This window comes from Novosphingobium nitrogenifigens DSM 19370, from assembly GCF_000192575.1.
Lineage (GTDB): Bacteria > Pseudomonadota > Alphaproteobacteria > Sphingomonadales > Sphingomonadaceae > Novosphingobium > Novosphingobium nitrogenifigens.
On sequence record NZ_GL876934.1, the window covers coordinates 199,124 to 212,718 of the forward strand.

Sequence of the window (13,595 nt, forward strand, 5' to 3'; positions counted from 1 at the left end):
GCGCCCACGCTCATCGTCTGGGGCCGCGACGACCGCTTCGTGCCGATGGACGTAGGCCTGCGCCTGCTCGCCGGGATCGCCAATTCCCAGCTCCACGTCTTTGCCCGCTGCGGCCATTGGGCCCAGTGGGAACATGCTGACACTTTCAACGAACTCGTGCTCGCTTTCCTCGCACGCTGAATTCGGGATCGCCCTTTCACATTCCCTCGAAGCCGAGCAACTCTGCCGCGTGCCTTGCGCACGCGGCATCATTTTCGGACGTATCGCCCGAAACTCCGATCGCGCCCACGATGCGCCCTTTGTGACGCACCACGATCCCTCCGGCCGCTGCGATCACCGGTTCTTCCGACAAAGGCGCGATCGCCCGCATCAGGTCGGGATGATCGCGAACCATGCCCTGCACTTGCGCGGTCGAACGGCCGAAATCGAGCGCGGTCCGCGCCTTGGCCTGGGCAATGCGCCCCCACATCGGCGGCGCGCCGTCGGTGCGAAAGAGCACCAACGGCGTCCCCGACGGATCGACGACCGCAACGGCAAGCGGCGCGCAGTCCAGAACCCGGCCTTGCGCCAGAACTTCATCGGCCAGCCGCCGCGCGGTGTCGAAATCGAGCATGCAAACCTCGTTCACTTGATCGGAATGATCGCCTTGATCCAGAACTTGTCGCCCTGCGGACGATAGTTGGCAAAGAATTCATGCTGCCAGGTGGTCAGCAAATGAACCTTGCCCAGTCCCAGACGGACGCTGGGGCCCCCGGCGAACGCCTCGCCCTTGAAACCGTGCATGGCATCGATCCCCAACTGGGCAGCCGCATTGTCGACATGGTCACCAGTCGTCTGCTTGTAGTAATAGCCGGAAAAGCCGAGCTGGACCTTGGGGCTGATCGCATAGCTTGCCGCATAGTCGGCGTGGAATTCGTTGCCCGAACGATACCCCGCGCCGGTGGGGTTGAAACCATTGATCTGCGCGTCGGTGTTCTTGAAGTTGATATCGTACATCATCTTCACGTCGAGCCGCAGGTTCTTCTTGTAATAGGCGAACGCGACGATCGGCTCGACGTTCCAGTAATGGCGGCTGAAATTGGCAATGCTGGCGCGGTCATAGCTGCCCACCGGCAGATTGATGTCGAGCCCGGTGATGACATGCCACCCGTTGCGGAAATGCCAGCCCAGAATGATCGGGTCGATAGTGACATCCGAAACGCCCGATCGGTTTCCGCTCATCCCCGCGATGCGCGCGTCGACATTCACGACCGGTACCACGACATGCATGGCATAGTCGGCGCCGAGGAATTTCTTGTCCGTCACCCAGACCACGCGCGTGACGACCGCTTCGGCCTTCACCTTGAAATCGGGCAGCAGTCCGCTGTTACCGTCACCGTCGTTGAAGCGCCCGGCCTCGTAATATTGCAGATAGCCCAGATAATAGAGCCCCTTGGGCGGCAAGGCGCCTGCCAGCATGCCTTCCGCGCCGTTGGGATAGACTCCGCCGCCCGCCTCGCTCGCCATGGCCGGTGTCGCCACGGCAAGGGCCGCCGCCATCGCGCCAAGACATGCGGACGCCCATTGTCCCTTCGTTGTCATGATCCTCTCCCTTTTTATGCTTGATTTGTTTTCAGCCCTCCGCCCCCGGAAGGTCCGGCCTGTCGGTCGCAGGCACACGTCATCGTTCGGGCAAGTGCCCGTCATGGCCTTTCGTCAGTCTCGCTTTTTCCCGAGTGGCGGTCCCTAGCGGCCGAGTTCCTCGGCCGTGCGTCCGGCAATGCCGAAATCGGTCTTGGGCATTTCGGTGATGATCACCCGCACGCTTTCGACCGGAACGCCGAGCGTTTCGACCGCCGCGTCGGTCACGGCGCGGATGAACCCGGCCTTTTGTTCGCGGCTGCGTCCTTCGAGCAGAAACGTCTGAATGATCGGCATCACACTACCTTTACGCTGATCGTTCCCAGGGCCTGGTACTTGACCGTGATCGTGTCGCCCGGGGCGACCGCGACGGCGGCGGTTGCGCCACCGGTCATGATGAAGGCTCCGGCAGGCAGGCTCTCGCCCCGCCGCGCGAGCATGTTGGCCAGCATGGCAACGCTCTGCGCCGGGTGACCGAGTACGGCAGCACCGGTCGCGGCTTCGACCACTTCGCCGTTCTTTTCCATGACGATGGCGAGGTTGGGCAGGTCGAGCCCGGCAACCGGGACTTTTTCCCCGCCGCTGATCCACCGTGCCGACGAGGTATTGTCCGCGATCACGCTTTTGAGATCGAAGCGGAAATCCTTGTACCGGCTGTCGATGACTTCGAGCGCGGGAACGACACAGGCCGTCGCTGCCAGAACCGCGTCGATGTCGCAGCCCGGCCCGGTCAGTTCGTCCTTGAGCACGAACGCGATTTCGGCTTCCACTTTGGGATGGATCAGCGTCGCGGTGTCGATCGTGCCGCCATCGGGGATTTCGCCGACATCGGTGATGAAACCGAAGACCGGTTCCTCGACGCCCATCTGCTCCATCTTGGCATGGCTGGTCAGCCCGGCCTTGTACCCCGCCATGCCGACCCCGCGCGCCTGCTGGCGCTCGCGGATGCCGCGCTGGATGGCATAGGCATCGTCCCAGTCCATTTCCGGATAGCGATCGGTGATCTTGGTCACTTCGCGCCGTTCCATTTCGGCCTTGTCGAGAAATTCGGCCAGTTCGGCGACGGTCTCAGCCGCAAGCGCCATCGGTATCTCCTTTCGTTACCCAAACTTCACAGCGCGACGCAGACGTTCTTGAGTTCGGTATAGAATTCAAGACTGTGGACCCCGCCTTCGCGACCGATGCCCGACTGCTTCGAACCGCCGAAGGCCGTACGCAGGTCGCGCAGGAACCAGCTGTTGATCCAGCAGATACCGACGTCGAGCGCGGCGGCCATGCGGTGCCCGGTCGAAATGTCGCCGGTCCACACTGTCGCGGCAAGGCCATAGGCCGTCGCATTGGCCCGCTCGACCACTTCCTCTTCGGTATCGAAGGGGGAAACGTGGCAGCACGGGCCGAAGACTTCCTCGCGCACCAGTGCAGAGCTGTCGGGAAGCCCGGTCCAGATCGTCGGCTCGATCCAGCTGCCGTTGACAAGATCGCCCTCCATGACCGGAATGCCGCCGCCGGTAACGACAGTCGCGCCTTCCTCGCGCGCCTTGGCGTAATAGGACAGCACCTTGTTGCGATGTTCCTGCGAAATCAGCGGACCGAGCGTGACGCCCGGCGTTTCCGGCGGCCCCAGCACGAGGGCTTCGGCACTGGCCTTGAGCCGGGCGACGAAAGCGTCGAAAATCGGCCGCTGGACATAGATCCGCTCGGTGCCGAGGCAGACCTGCCCGGTGTTCTGGAACGCAGATCGCGTGATCCCGGCAACCGCCTTGTCGAGGTCGGCGTCGGCAAAGACGATCCCGGGGTTCTTGCCACCCAGTTCGAACGAGACCGGACGCACGCCCTTGGCCGCGGCGCGCATGATCGCCTCGCCGGTGCCGGTTTCGCCGGTGAAAGTCACGCCGTTGACGCCGGGATGCTCGGTCAGGAAGGCCCCTGCCGATTCCGGGCCGAAACCATGAACTACGTTGTAGACGCCCTTGGGCACGCCGACATCGCGCATGACTTCGGCAAGCAGCGTCGCGGTCGAAGGAGTTTCCTCCGAAGGCTTGACGATCACGGTATTGCCGCAGGCGAGCGCCGGGCCGACTTTCCACGTCATCAGCAAGAGCGGAAGGTTCCACGGACAGACCACCGCGATCACCCCGCGCGGACTGCGCAGGCCATAGTTCATGGCCTTGCCCCCGTCATGGGTGTCGGTCACGAAGCTTTCGGTGGGCACATTGCGGAACAGATCGGCAAAGATGCGGAAATTCGCCGCCCCGCGCGGCACGTCGACGTGCTGGGCAAAATAGGCGGGCATGCCGGTATCCAGCAATTCGGCTTTCACGAAATCGGCATGACGCCGCATCATCTCGTCGGCGACGTCGTGCAGGATCTTGCAACGCTGTTCGACGGTCATGCGGCCCCATGGCCCCTTGAGCGCGGCCTGCGCGGCTTTGACCGCCGCATCGACTTCCACCCGCCCGGCTTCATGGACACGGGACACGAGCGACCCGTCGATGGGATTGGTATTGTCGAACAGACGGCCGGTACCGACCCATTCGCCATCGATGAAATTCCATGCATCGGAGAGCGCGGGGGCGAGCACTGGGGAGCGCGCGGGCACTGCCTTGCTCTGTTCGTGCGCGGTCACGGTCATGCATTGGCTCCTTTGAACAGCGGGTGACGCGAGAGCAGTGGGAGGGAACGCCCCCGCGCCGTCCGGTGAAAAGATGTCCGCCGAAAGGATCGGACGTTCAGGTGGTGACGTTGAGGAAAGCCTCGTTCAGCTTGCGATCGTGATAAAAGATCGCGCGCCCGATTTCGGTGTCGTGCCAGGTGATCACCGGACGGTCGGGGTACCAGATATAACCCCCTGAAAAGACTTCGTTGCGGTTGCCCGAGGGGTCGAAGAAATAGATCGTCTCGCCCCGGGTGATACCGTGCCGCGTCGGCCCGATGTCAAGCGAGACGTCGCGCTTGGAAATGATGTCGGCCGCGTGCAGCACTTCGTGCCAGCCGCCCAGAATGAACGAGGCGTGGTGCAGGCGATTGTCCTCGTCCGAACGGATGAAGGCGATGTCGTGCGCCTTGTTCGAACAGGTCAGGAAGACGCCGATCAGGAACTTGCGATCCGGTCCGACCACCTGTTCGGTGAGGTTGAACCCAAGAACGTCGCGGAACAAGGTGAGATTGGCGTCGATGTCGCGACCATAGAGCAAGGCGTGATCGAACCGGCTCGGCGCCATGCCGCGCAATCCGTCGGGCCAGGGATCGGGATTGTCGTAGCCGGTCATGCAGCCCAGCGTCTTCTTGGTCGCATAGATTTCCATGCGGTGCCCGGTCGGAATGGTGAACTGGAACCGCCGCCCGGTCAGCAATTGCTCGCCTTCGGGAGCCCAGCGGGTGTCGCTGACCAGCCCCGAAGCCTCGAGCTTGACCGCAAGGTCGTCGAGCGTCTGTTCGCTGTCCACTTTCCAGCCGAAGTAATCCATGCCCGCCTGTTCGGCTTCGCGCAGGACGACGCTGTGGTGGTCGTTTTCGTCCCAGGCTTTGAGGAACACGCGCCCTTCATCGTCGCGCCCGGTTTCGAAAAGGCCGATCACCTGCGTGTAGTGACGCACCGCCTCGTCGAGGTCGAGTACCCGCAGGACAATGTGTCCGGGCCTCAGAACGCCAGTCAATGCCATCAAAACTATCCCGAATACTGCGCTGCCATCCGACCGTTTGGATTACTGGTCGTGGTGGGGCGCATGTTTCATGATGCATTTGCGCATGCCGCCCACGATCTCGACCTGAAGGTCGAACCGGGGAACCACACGACAGGCCAGCACGAGACCGGCCTCCTCTTCTTCGCGCGTGATGCAGGCGCGGCTCATCTTGCGGCCATCATATTCGCCCGAAATCACGCGGATCTTGCAAACGCCGCAGCCACCTCCCCGGCAACCGACCGGAATACCCGCCCGCCCCAGACGTTCCATGCCTGCAAGCACGGTTTCGCCGTCGCGGCACTGATAGGTTTCCCCGGTATCGAGCATCGAGATGCGCGGCATGAACCTCTCCATATGTCCCACCCGTTTTCCGGGCGTGGCGACCGAGGATGACTCGGCCTTGGCACTGACCTTAGCAGCCATAAAATCGAGTTCAAGATTTAATCTCGAGATTTTATGGCTTCATCCGATATTGTCGCAAAGCTATGGCAGCGGTTGCAAAATGTCGCAAAACCGTCGAAACTTGCAGGGCTGATGACCGTCACCTCCCCTTCCTCGCCGCCCCCGGCACCTCGACTGCCCGCCCCTCGTCCAGAGGCCTCGGGGACGCCCAAGTCGCTGATCGTGGGAACGTACGAGCGCCTGCGCGCCGACATCATTGCCGGACGCTATGCTCCGGGGTCGCGATTGCGGGTCGAACATCTCAAGACCGATTACGATGTCGGCGCGGGCACCTTGCGCGAGGCGCTGGGCCTGCTCGTCTCCGATGCGCTCGTGCTCAACCGGGACCAGCGCGGGTTCTGGGTGGCGGACATGTCGCTCGACGATTTCCGCGACATCACCGAGACCCGCGTGCTGCTGGAGACGAGCGCCTTGCGCCAGTCGATCGCGGCGCGCGACGACGATTGGGAAGGTGATCTGAGCTCCGCATTCCACCGCCTGTCGCGGGCCGAAGAGCGGCTCGACAATTCCCAACCGGCAACGGTCCTCGTCAACGACTGGGAAGAATGCAACCGGCGCTTTCACCACGTCCTGCTGGCGCGGTGCCCGTCGCACTGGACGCTGCACTTCCTCTCGATCCTCTATCGCCAGGCCGAACGCTATCGCCGCGTGGCACTGATGCACCGTCCGATCGGGCGCGACGTCCATGCCGAACACCGCGCCGTGTTCGAAGCGGCCATCGCGGGCAAGGCCGACGAAGCGGCGGACGTGACCGCCACCCATATCCGCACGACGTATGCGGCGCTGGTCGCCTATGCCAAGGAGCATCGGATCACCCAGCTCGTCCCGGACAGCGCCTGAGCCCGTCTCAACGAAGTAGCCTCATCGGGAACCGTCCCGAAGGAAATCGTCGACCAGACGGTTGAACCGGTCGGCATGTTCGATCTGCGTCCAATGGCCGCAACGACCGAACATGTGCAGTTCGGCATCCGCGATCAGGGCGAAGAGGCGCTGGCTGGTTTCGGGCGGGATCACCCGATCCTCCCGTCCGTGGATGATAAGCGCGCGGTGCGGCAGAGCCGCGATCGCCGCTTCCTCGCTCGCCAGGGCATCGACGCCGTTCTGGCGGGGAGCCGGGAACATCGCGGCGAAACTTTCCTGAAATCCCGGTCGGATGCTCGCGCGATAGCGCAGTTCGGCAAGTTCATCGCTGACCAACCCGCGATCGAATGCAAAGACGTCGAGCAAACGGCGCATCGCCGCGATCGAGGGGCTGTAACCCCAAACCGCGTCGAGCCCTTCGGTCAACGGAAACGACAGGCCCGCGCTGCCCATCAAGACCAGCCGCCCGACCCGTTCGGGATGGGCAATGGCAAAGGCGAGTGCCAGCGCCCCGCCGAAGCTGTTCCCGACCAGATCGACCTGCGCAATGCCGAGCGCATCGAGAAAGTCGGCAAGGTGGCGCACCCACAGCTCCTTGCCATAGACTGCGCCCTCGGGCCGGTCGGTAAAGCCGAAGCCGACCATGTCGGGCGCGATCACCCGCCGCCCCTGAGCCAGGGCATCGATATTGAGCCGCCAATTGGCCCAGGCCGAAACGCCCGGCCCGGAACCGTGGATCATCAACAAGGGACGCGCGGAACTGCCGTCCCCGTCGGGTTGACCGTCCCGGTCATGATAATTCGTACGGATCGCACCGGCCATGATCGACCGGCCGATTTCGGGATTGCTGTCCATGAAACGCTCCAGCAGGGAAACAGATGAAGGAAGGCGGGCCAGCGCCTCACAACGGGCACCCGCTCAGGTGTAGACGCCCAGAAAATCGCCCACGACATCGCCGCTGTGATAGAAAATCCCGCGCCAGAGGTTCTCCTCGGTCCAGGTGATCGTCGGCATGTCCTTTTGCGTCAGGTAGCCGAGCCCTGCGAACGTCTCGTTCCGGTTGCCCGAGGGATCGAAGAAATAGGTGGTCGAGCCCCGCGTGATGCCATGCCGCTGCGGGGTCACGTCGACTTTCACTTTGCGCTTGGCAAGGATGTCGGCCGTCCGCAGCACATCCGACCAGTCGTCGAGAAAGAACGAGACGTGATGCAGTCCCGCGCGCGGCCCTGCCCCGAACGCAATGTCGTGCGGTGTCGTCGTGCAGAACATCCAGGCGGCTGCCTGCACGTCGCCATCGGGTCCGGCAACGACCTGCTCGCCCAGTCCGAAGCCCAGAACGTCACGGAAATAGGCGACATTCTCGGCCACCTTGTTGATCCCGCGCGCCGGGTCCAGCTCGCACATGATCATCACATGGTCGAGCCAGTGGCCCCCTGCCCCTTTCAGCCCATCGGGCCAGGGGTCGGGATTGAGATTACCGGTGGCCTTTCCGTGGAAACGCTTTTCGGCATAGAGATGCATGAGATGCCCGCTCGGCAGCGTGACCGCGAGCGCACGGCCGCAGAACGGCACTTCACCCGCCTCGCATTCAGCGACCGCGACGCCGTGGCCAAGGCTGGCTTCGCGATAGCGGTCGAGATCGGCCTCGCTTTCCACCTTGAAGGCAAAGCTGTCGATCCCGGCTTCATCCGCCTCGACCAGGATCACCGAATAGAAATCCCATTCGTCCCAGCCCTTGAGATAGGCGGTGCCGTCGGGATCGCGGTGAACCGGCAGAAGCCCCAGAACTCCAGTGTAATGGTCAAGCGCGGCTTCCAGATCGAGCACGCGCAGCCTGACATGGCCCAGACGCATGACGCCCATGGCTCTTCTCCCTTATGTATCCGCTTCGCACGGCAGCAGTCCGGCCCGGCGCGCCAGCCGCGCGGGCAATTTGCCCCATGCCTCGATGACAAGATCGCTTTCCGGCCAGATCCGGCAGGCGAGCACGATGCCTTCGGCTTCTTCCTCGGCGCTGACATGCGCGCGGCTCATGCAGCCCCGGCGCCATTGGCCTTCGTGCACTTTCACCTTGCACACCCCGCAACCGCCGCCATGGCATCCCGAACGGATGGCCCGGTGATGCACCGCCGACAGCGCCGAGAGCACGTTCTGTTCGTCCGAACAGGCAAAGACGTGCTCCACTCCGGCGAGCACGATGGAATGGCCACTCATGGCTCAGATCCGCTTGAACAGCGGCGACCGGGCTTGCGCCGCATCCGCCGGTGTCAGGAACTTTTCGTGGAAGATCTGCCGTTCGAACAGACGACCGCGCATGAGCGTGGTGATGCAGGCGTCGATCATCGGCGGCGGACCGCAAAGATAGGCCTGTTGGCCGTCAAAGCGTCCGCCGAAACGGCGCTCGATCGCTTCATGCACGAAACCACGCGCGCCCTGCCATGACGCGTCCTCGCCCGACACGACCGGGAGATAGGCGAAATTGGCGTGAGCTTCCTCCAGCGCGCGAAAGATGTCCGCGTGATAGAGGCCGGCCGCATCGCGGGCGCCGTGGACCAGCAGGATCGGGCCGGTCTCGCCTTTTTCCAGCAAGTCGAGGATCATCGACTGCGGGCTCGACAGGCCCGAACCACCGGCCAGGAACAGCTTGGAAAGGTTCGCCGAGCGTCGGACGTGGAAGCGTCCATATGGCCCCGCGAACTTGAGTTTGAGCCCTTCCCGCGCATTCTCGTGCAGCCAGCCGGTCGCCTTGCCGCCCGGAACGAGACGGATGTGCAGCTCGATTTCCCCGGCCTGCGAAGGCGGACTGGCGATCGAGAAAGCGCGCGGCCCGGCAATGCCCGGCACTTCGAGCATGACATATTGCCCGGCCTGAAACGCCAGCGGTCCATCGTCGAGCGCAAGCCACAGACCAAGAATGTCCCCCGCCAGCCGCTCCACCCGCGCCACCGTCGCGTGATAGTCGCGCACCGGATGGTGTTCCGCGTCCGGTTCGTCATCGAGATCCGCCTCGATCACCGTGTCGGCAGCAAGCGTCGCCACGCAGGCGAGCGTCTTTCCTTCGTCACGCTCGAAATCCATGAGCGCGAACGAGGACGCATCGCGATGCTCCACTTCGCCTTCGAGAACGTCGATCTTGCAGGTTCCGCAAAGGCCGTGGCCGCAGGCATGGGGCAGATAGACCCCCGCCCGCAGACAGGCGTCGAGAATGGTCTGCCCTTCCTCGACCTCGATGGTTTCGCCGAGCGGTTCGACACAGAGCTGATAGGTCATCGTACGCCCTCCGCCCCGATCAGAAATGCGCCCCGGCCAAGCCGACGAGACCCGGCGTGCGGAAGCGGATGACCGATTTGTGATGCACGCCCTGTTCGGCAAGCGAGCGGGCGGCGTCGGGTTCGAACGGTTCGCCGTCGAGCGTCCATTCGACTTCCCCCATGTCCACTTTGGCCCAGTCGGGATGCTGGGCGTAAAGCTGGGGCAACACTTCGCCCGCGACCGCGCTCCACGGCATCGACGGGGGCACCGGCACGACGATGGGCGCGGCGAACATCAGGTGATCGTCCCACAACAGCGTCAGCAGCTGATTGCCGTGAAAATTCTCGACGCGATCGGCAGGCGCGAAACGATAGGCGCCAATAGCCTTGACGGACATCTTCTCTCTCCATGGTATCGGTTGGGTCGGGCGGAGCGGGATCCTTGCCGCTCCGCCGCACAGTTGGACGGCGACGGTCAGGTCCCGGTGCCGGCCTTGCTCGCCTGCCAGCTCTGCCAAAGCGCCTCGTCGGGCGATCCCTTGTAGTCGAGATTGTCGGCCCCGCCGTTCAGGTGATACCAGTCGAGCACTTCGGGAACAGTCGCCCCGCCGCAGTTGCCCTGATAGATCTGGTGCACCGGCAACCAGGCCTGCACATACTTTTCCGGTTCATCGAGAAAGATGTCGCGGCAGCCGTCCGAGCAGAAATGGTAATGCTCGCCTTCGTGCTCGCAGGTACGCAGCGAGATGCGCGTCGGATCGTTCGCCTCGGTGAAAAAGGCCGGGACCTGGCAGACCTGGCACAACTGGGGCAGCCCGTTGTTGTAGAACCGCTTGCCCTCGTCGGCCTCGGCGCCCCAGTGGGCATAGCGCGGAGCATAAAGCCGGTCATAGCTTTCGGGATATTTCTCGCGCATCCACGCTTCCTCGCCCGCATCGGGCAGCCAGGTGTGGAACGCGGCGGCGTGGGTGTACTGATAGAACGTGGACCAGGCCTGATGGCTGTAGTGGTCCTTTTCCGCCGAAGCGATCTCGTGATACTTGGGCAGGCGAATGCCATAGCGGGCAAGGTCGGTGAACAGCGCCCCGCCGCCCTGCTCGAAGTAGATCTCCCAGGCTTCCTTCCAGGACATGATCTTCTTGGGCAGCATGTAGTCCATCATCATCGCGACGATCGACAGCAGGCGGTATCCGCGCCAGAACCATTTATCGATCCACTTCTGGACGATGGGGACGTTGCCTTCGTCCTGTTCCAGCATGAACTTGATGATCTCGAGCCCGAGCGTCATGTGGCGGCTTTCGTCCGACTGGGCCGAAAACCCGAACGTCACCGTCGCCATGTCACCGTTATAGGCGGCCCCCGACATGAAGGGCACGAACAGCAGGCTGGTCAGCACATATTCGAAGCTGAACGAGATGGCAGTCAGGAACTCGAACGGGCCTGCGCTCATCGCGTCTTCGAAAAACGACTTGGGCACCGACAGGTACCAGACCCGGCTGAACATGTGCCAGGGATCGTGCAGGCCGTCGAAGAACTTGTTGAAATGGCTGATCGTGTGGATCTGCGTCTGGGCATGGCGCAGCTCGTCGATGGCCTGCATCTGGCAGGCGATACGCGGGCCGACCCCGTCGAAATGGCGCCCGACATGGGCATAGGATCGGTGGGCGGCATATTCGAGCGGCGAGACCGCCGTCAGGAAGATCTTGAGCGCGTTGATATAGCGCGCGTCGGTCACGTTCATCTGCCCGTTGTTCTGGGCAAAGCTGTCGATCACGGCATAGAGGCGCCGTTCCTTTTCCGCCTGGAATTTCCAGTAGGCATCCATGGTCAGCCGGAACGGGTCCTCGAACTTGTCCCAGTCGTGGATGCGGATGCCTTCATAGTCGGTATAGGGGAAGATCTTCTCGCGCGGCTGGTACGAAGGTTCCCAGTCGAGCCCGCGCGTGAGGTAGGAATAGCGTTCCTTGATCCCGAGCTTTTTGGCGCGGGGCGATTGCGTCGTGGTCGTCGTCATGACCGTATCTCTCCCGTTATGTTATGCGTTCCACGCGATCAGCAACCGGTCGTCGTCTTCGTCGACATTGCCCGACAGGCAGACCAGCGTGAGATTGAGTTCCTGAAGATCGTAATCCCGTCCGAGTTCGGTCGAGATCGTCTCGCGGTTCATGACGAGGCGGCCGGGGCAATCGATCTTGGTCATCGCCGGATAGCGATTGGCGACGGCGTCGGGATTGTCGGCCATGATCGCGGCAATGATGCCGCGGCCTTCGTCGGTGTTCTGAAGCGTGATGGAAACGTTCTGGGTCATGGTGTCCTGCCCCTCACTGACCGACCGGGATGCCGAGACCGGCGGCCCGCTTGGCAAGTTCGCCGCGCAGACCGGCAAGCGCGTCGATGCCCGCTTCGCCCAGAACGCGGGTCGCCAGCGGCGCAAGCGCTTCGGCCGCGCGCTGTTCCCAATGCGCGAACCAGCGCCCGAGATGATCGCGATTGGCGTCCGATTCCCGAGCCGTCGCGCGCAGGACCGCATCGATCCAGCGCGTGACTTCATCGCGCCAGTCGACCATGAATTCGGTCATCATCGACAGGCTCGACGCGCCATGGGCTTGCCCCGCCAGATCGAAGAGATCGTAGACGAGCGGATAGAGCAGCCCGTCGAGCGCCAGGAATTGCGCGACGAACATCTCGAACCAATCGGAAATGACGAGGCTGTCTTCGACAAGGCGGCGCATCGGCTGCCACTCGGGCGCGTCCATCCACACCCGCTTGCCTTCGTCGAGCGCCTGCCCGCCCCCCGCGATCAGGCCGATGCGTCCGATGATCTGCGCGATCCCGAGCCGGTCGGTCGCGGTGAACATCGTCGCCTGCGTAATCGCCGCGCCGAACCCGAGATCGGTGATCGAACAGGCGTTCATGTTCGCGCCCCATTCGACATGGCGCAACGGCAGGAGATAGAACCGGATGGTATCCTGCCATTCTGGTGCGATCGCGGCAAAACCGTTGCGCTTTTCAACGAAGGACAGCGCCTTTTCGGCAGCCTCCATCATCCGGGCGCGGGCAATCGTGTACGTGCCGTAATAGAACTGGCGCGGGTCTTTAAGGACATACCAGTCGGCAAGGACGATGCCCGTGCGCGACGCGTCGTAAAGCTCGTGCGCGGGATCCCAGGTCGGGCGGTAATGATGCGCGCCGCCCGGTTGAAGGTCGAACGTCGCTTCCTCGTAACGCGAGGCCGGACGGTCTTCGCCCAGACGGCGGGCGATGTGGGCGAACGTCTGTCGCCGCTGGTCGAGCGCATTGGTCTTGATATCGAGCGCCATGGGGAACCTCTCCTCTTGGTGGGCAGTGTTCAGCAGGTCGCCCGGGCAACACCGGGCGCCCATTCGACATGAGCCTGCTGGACCGTGCAGAACGCTTCGAAAGCGGCCGGAGGCATGACCAGTTCGACGGTCAGCAACGGATCGCCGACGGTGAATTCGAACTCGATGAAACCGGCTCGCCACCCGGTGGCGCGGATGCGGCGACAGGTCATATCAACCGGAACGGTGATCATCGCCGCGGGACTTTCAAAGCCCTCGCGATGATGGTCCATCGGTCGAGGCCGATGTCGATTCTCTTGCCGGGGTCGTTGGCTCGCCACGGGTCATCCTCTCTGCCGCTTCTTGCCTGTCGTCGGCCCGCCAAGAATAGGTAAAGGGTGAGAGCCAATCCAAGACAG

18 protein-coding genes are annotated in these 13,595 nt (G+C 63.2%); 2 read left to right on the forward strand and 16 right to left on the reverse strand.

Annotated elements, in window-relative coordinates:
* Positions 1 to 180, forward strand: a 180-nt coding sequence (locus Y88_RS19415) for an alpha/beta fold hydrolase (RefSeq protein WP_040702608.1), incomplete at its 5' end; no start/stop codon positions are given.
* A 16-nt stretch (positions 181 to 196) separates the two neighbouring features.
* On the opposite strand, the gene Y88_RS15075 is transcribed toward Y88_RS19415, so the two are convergent.
* The 7 genes from Y88_RS15075 to Y88_RS15105 form a co-directional block, all read right to left on the reverse strand.
* A complete protein-coding gene (locus Y88_RS15075; RefSeq protein ID WP_232281103.1) occupies positions 197 to 628 on the reverse strand; it encodes a GlcG/HbpS family heme-binding protein in 432 nt (143 codons plus the stop codon).
* Positions 625 to 1,581 (reverse strand): SphA family protein, encoded by a 957-nt coding sequence (locus Y88_RS15080; RefSeq protein WP_232281104.1) that lies wholly within the window; start codon positions 1,579 to 1,581, stop codon positions 625 to 627. Before Y88_RS15080 ends, Y88_RS15075 begins: the two co-directional genes overlap by 4 nt.
* A gap of 144 nt (positions 1,582 to 1,725) precedes the next feature.
* Positions 1,726 to 1,917: a 2-hydroxymuconate tautomerase gene (locus Y88_RS15085; protein WP_018076068.1), complete on the reverse strand. Its 192-nt coding sequence runs from the start codon at positions 1,915 to 1,917 to the stop codon at positions 1,726 to 1,728.
* Positions 1,917 to 2,705, reverse strand: a complete 789-nt coding sequence (gene dmpH / locus Y88_RS15090) for a 2-oxo-3-hexenedioate decarboxylase (RefSeq protein ID WP_008070789.1) — start codon at positions 2,703 to 2,705, stop codon at positions 1,917 to 1,919. The genes Y88_RS15085 and dmpH overlap by 1 nt, the downstream gene beginning before the upstream one ends.
* 26 nt (positions 2,706 to 2,731) lie before the next feature.
* Positions 2,732 to 4,252, reverse strand: coding sequence for a 2-hydroxymuconic semialdehyde dehydrogenase (locus Y88_RS15095; RefSeq protein WP_008070790.1), 1,521 nt, complete (start codon positions 4,250 to 4,252; stop codon positions 2,732 to 2,734).
* A gap of 97 nt (positions 4,253 to 4,349) precedes the next feature.
* Positions 4,350 to 5,282: a catechol 2,3-dioxygenase gene (locus Y88_RS15100; protein WP_008070791.1), complete on the reverse strand. Its 933-nt coding sequence runs from the start codon at positions 5,280 to 5,282 to the stop codon at positions 4,350 to 4,352.
* 42 nt (positions 5,283 to 5,324) lie between these two features.
* Positions 5,325 to 5,645, reverse strand: coding sequence for a 2Fe-2S iron-sulfur cluster-binding protein (locus Y88_RS15105; RefSeq protein WP_008070792.1), 321 nt, complete (start codon positions 5,643 to 5,645; stop codon positions 5,325 to 5,327).
* A gap of 192 nt (positions 5,646 to 5,837) precedes the next feature.
* On the opposite strand from Y88_RS15105, the gene Y88_RS15110 reads away from it, so the two are divergent.
* Positions 5,838 to 6,605, forward strand: a complete 768-nt coding sequence (locus tag Y88_RS15110) for a GntR family transcriptional regulator (RefSeq protein ID WP_018076070.1) — start codon at positions 5,838 to 5,840, stop codon at positions 6,603 to 6,605.
* A 21-nt stretch (positions 6,606 to 6,626) separates the two neighbouring features.
* Here the strand turns inward: Y88_RS15110 and Y88_RS15115 are convergent, their stop codons facing one another.
* The 9 genes from Y88_RS15115 to Y88_RS15155 all read right to left on the reverse strand — a co-directional run bounded on the left by Y88_RS15115 (position 6,627) and on the right by Y88_RS15155 (position 13,430).
* Entirely contained in the window at positions 6,627 to 7,481 is an 855-nt protein-coding gene (locus Y88_RS15115; protein WP_008070796.1) for an alpha/beta fold hydrolase, read from the reverse strand.
* 63 nt (positions 7,482 to 7,544) lie between these two features.
* Positions 7,545 to 8,489: a catechol 2,3-dioxygenase gene (locus Y88_RS15120; RefSeq protein ID WP_008070798.1), complete on the reverse strand. Its 945-nt coding sequence runs from the start codon at positions 8,487 to 8,489 to the stop codon at positions 7,545 to 7,547.
* 12 nt (positions 8,490 to 8,501) lie between these two features.
* Positions 8,502 to 8,840: a 2Fe-2S iron-sulfur cluster-binding protein gene (locus Y88_RS15125; protein ID WP_008070799.1), complete on the reverse strand. Its 339-nt coding sequence runs from the start codon at positions 8,838 to 8,840 to the stop codon at positions 8,502 to 8,504.
* 3 nt (positions 8,841 to 8,843) lie between these two features.
* Complete coding sequence (locus Y88_RS15130) at positions 8,844 to 9,896, reverse strand: NADH:ubiquinone reductase (Na(+)-transporting) subunit F (RefSeq protein WP_008070801.1); 1,053 nt, start codon at positions 9,894 to 9,896, stop codon at positions 8,844 to 8,846.
* Between the two features lie 19 nt (positions 9,897 to 9,915).
* Entirely contained in the window at positions 9,916 to 10,275 is a 360-nt protein-coding gene (locus tag Y88_RS15135) for a phenol hydroxylase subunit P4 (RefSeq protein ID WP_008070802.1), read from the reverse strand.
* A 77-nt stretch (positions 10,276 to 10,352) separates the two neighbouring features.
* Entirely contained in the window at positions 10,353 to 11,891 is a 1,539-nt protein-coding gene (locus Y88_RS15140; RefSeq protein WP_008070804.1) for an aromatic/alkene/methane monooxygenase hydroxylase/oxygenase subunit alpha, read from the reverse strand.
* A 21-nt stretch (positions 11,892 to 11,912) separates the two neighbouring features.
* Entirely contained in the window at positions 11,913 to 12,185 is a 273-nt protein-coding gene (locus Y88_RS15145; RefSeq protein ID WP_008070805.1) for an MmoB/DmpM family protein, read from the reverse strand.
* Between the two features lie 13 nt (positions 12,186 to 12,198).
* Positions 12,199 to 13,197: an aromatic/alkene monooxygenase hydroxylase subunit beta gene (locus Y88_RS15150; protein ID WP_008070806.1), complete on the reverse strand. Its 999-nt coding sequence runs from the start codon at positions 13,195 to 13,197 to the stop codon at positions 12,199 to 12,201.
* A 29-nt stretch (positions 13,198 to 13,226) separates the two neighbouring features.
* Entirely contained in the window at positions 13,227 to 13,430 is a 204-nt protein-coding gene (locus tag Y88_RS15155) for a phenol hydroxylase subunit (RefSeq protein WP_232281105.1), read from the reverse strand.
* Positions 13,431 to 13,595: the final 165 nt, after the last annotated feature.

Excerpts from the sequence above, each read along its gene's own strand:
- Y88_RS15130 (WP_008070801.1), bottom strand. The coding sequence starts at position 9,896 with ATGACCTATCAGCTCTGTGTCGAACCGCTCGGCGAAACCATCGAGGTC.
- Y88_RS15105 (WP_008070792.1), bottom strand. The coding sequence starts at position 5,645 with ATGCCGCGCATCTCGATGCTCGATACCGGGGAAACCTATCAGTGCCGC.
- Y88_RS15140 (WP_008070804.1), bottom strand. The coding sequence starts at position 11,891 with ATGACGACGACCACGACGCAATCGCCCCGCGCCAAAAAGCTCGGGATC.
- Y88_RS15125 (WP_008070799.1), bottom strand. The coding sequence starts at position 8,840 with ATGAGTGGCCATTCCATCGTGCTCGCCGGAGTGGAGCACGTCTTTGCC.
- Y88_RS15135 (WP_008070802.1), bottom strand. The coding sequence starts at position 10,275 with ATGTCCGTCAAGGCTATTGGCGCCTATCGTTTCGCGCCTGCCGATCGC.
- Y88_RS15110 (WP_018076070.1), top strand. The coding sequence starts at position 5,838 with ATGACCGTCACCTCCCCTTCCTCGCCGCCCCCGGCACCTCGACTGCCC.
- dmpH (WP_008070789.1), bottom strand. The coding sequence starts at position 2,705 with ATGGCGCTTGCGGCTGAGACCGTCGCCGAACTGGCCGAATTTCTCGAC.
- Y88_RS15145 (WP_008070805.1), bottom strand. The coding sequence starts at position 12,185 with ATGACCCAGAACGTTTCCATCACGCTTCAGAACACCGACGAAGGCCGC.
- Y88_RS15100 (WP_008070791.1), bottom strand. The coding sequence starts at position 5,282 with ATGGCATTGACTGGCGTTCTGAGGCCCGGACACATTGTCCTGCGGGTA.
- Y88_RS15120 (WP_008070798.1), bottom strand. The coding sequence starts at position 8,489 with ATGGGCGTCATGCGTCTGGGCCATGTCAGGCTGCGCGTGCTCGATCTG.
- Y88_RS15080 (WP_232281104.1), bottom strand. The coding sequence starts at position 1,581 with ATGACAACGAAGGGACAATGGGCGTCCGCATGTCTTGGCGCGATGGCG.
- Y88_RS15095 (WP_008070790.1), bottom strand. The coding sequence starts at position 4,252 with ATGACCGTGACCGCGCACGAACAGAGCAAGGCAGTGCCCGCGCGCTCC.
- Y88_RS15085 (WP_018076068.1), bottom strand. The coding sequence starts at position 1,917 with ATGCCGATCATTCAGACGTTTCTGCTCGAAGGACGCAGCCGCGAACAA.
- Y88_RS15115 (WP_008070796.1), bottom strand. The coding sequence starts at position 7,481 with ATGGACAGCAATCCCGAAATCGGCCGGTCGATCATGGCCGGTGCGATC.
- Y88_RS15155 (WP_232281105.1), bottom strand. The coding sequence starts at position 13,430 with ATGATCACCGTTCCGGTTGATATGACCTGTCGCCGCATCCGCGCCACC.
- Y88_RS15150 (WP_008070806.1), bottom strand. The coding sequence starts at position 13,197 with ATGGCGCTCGATATCAAGACCAATGCGCTCGACCAGCGGCGACAGACG.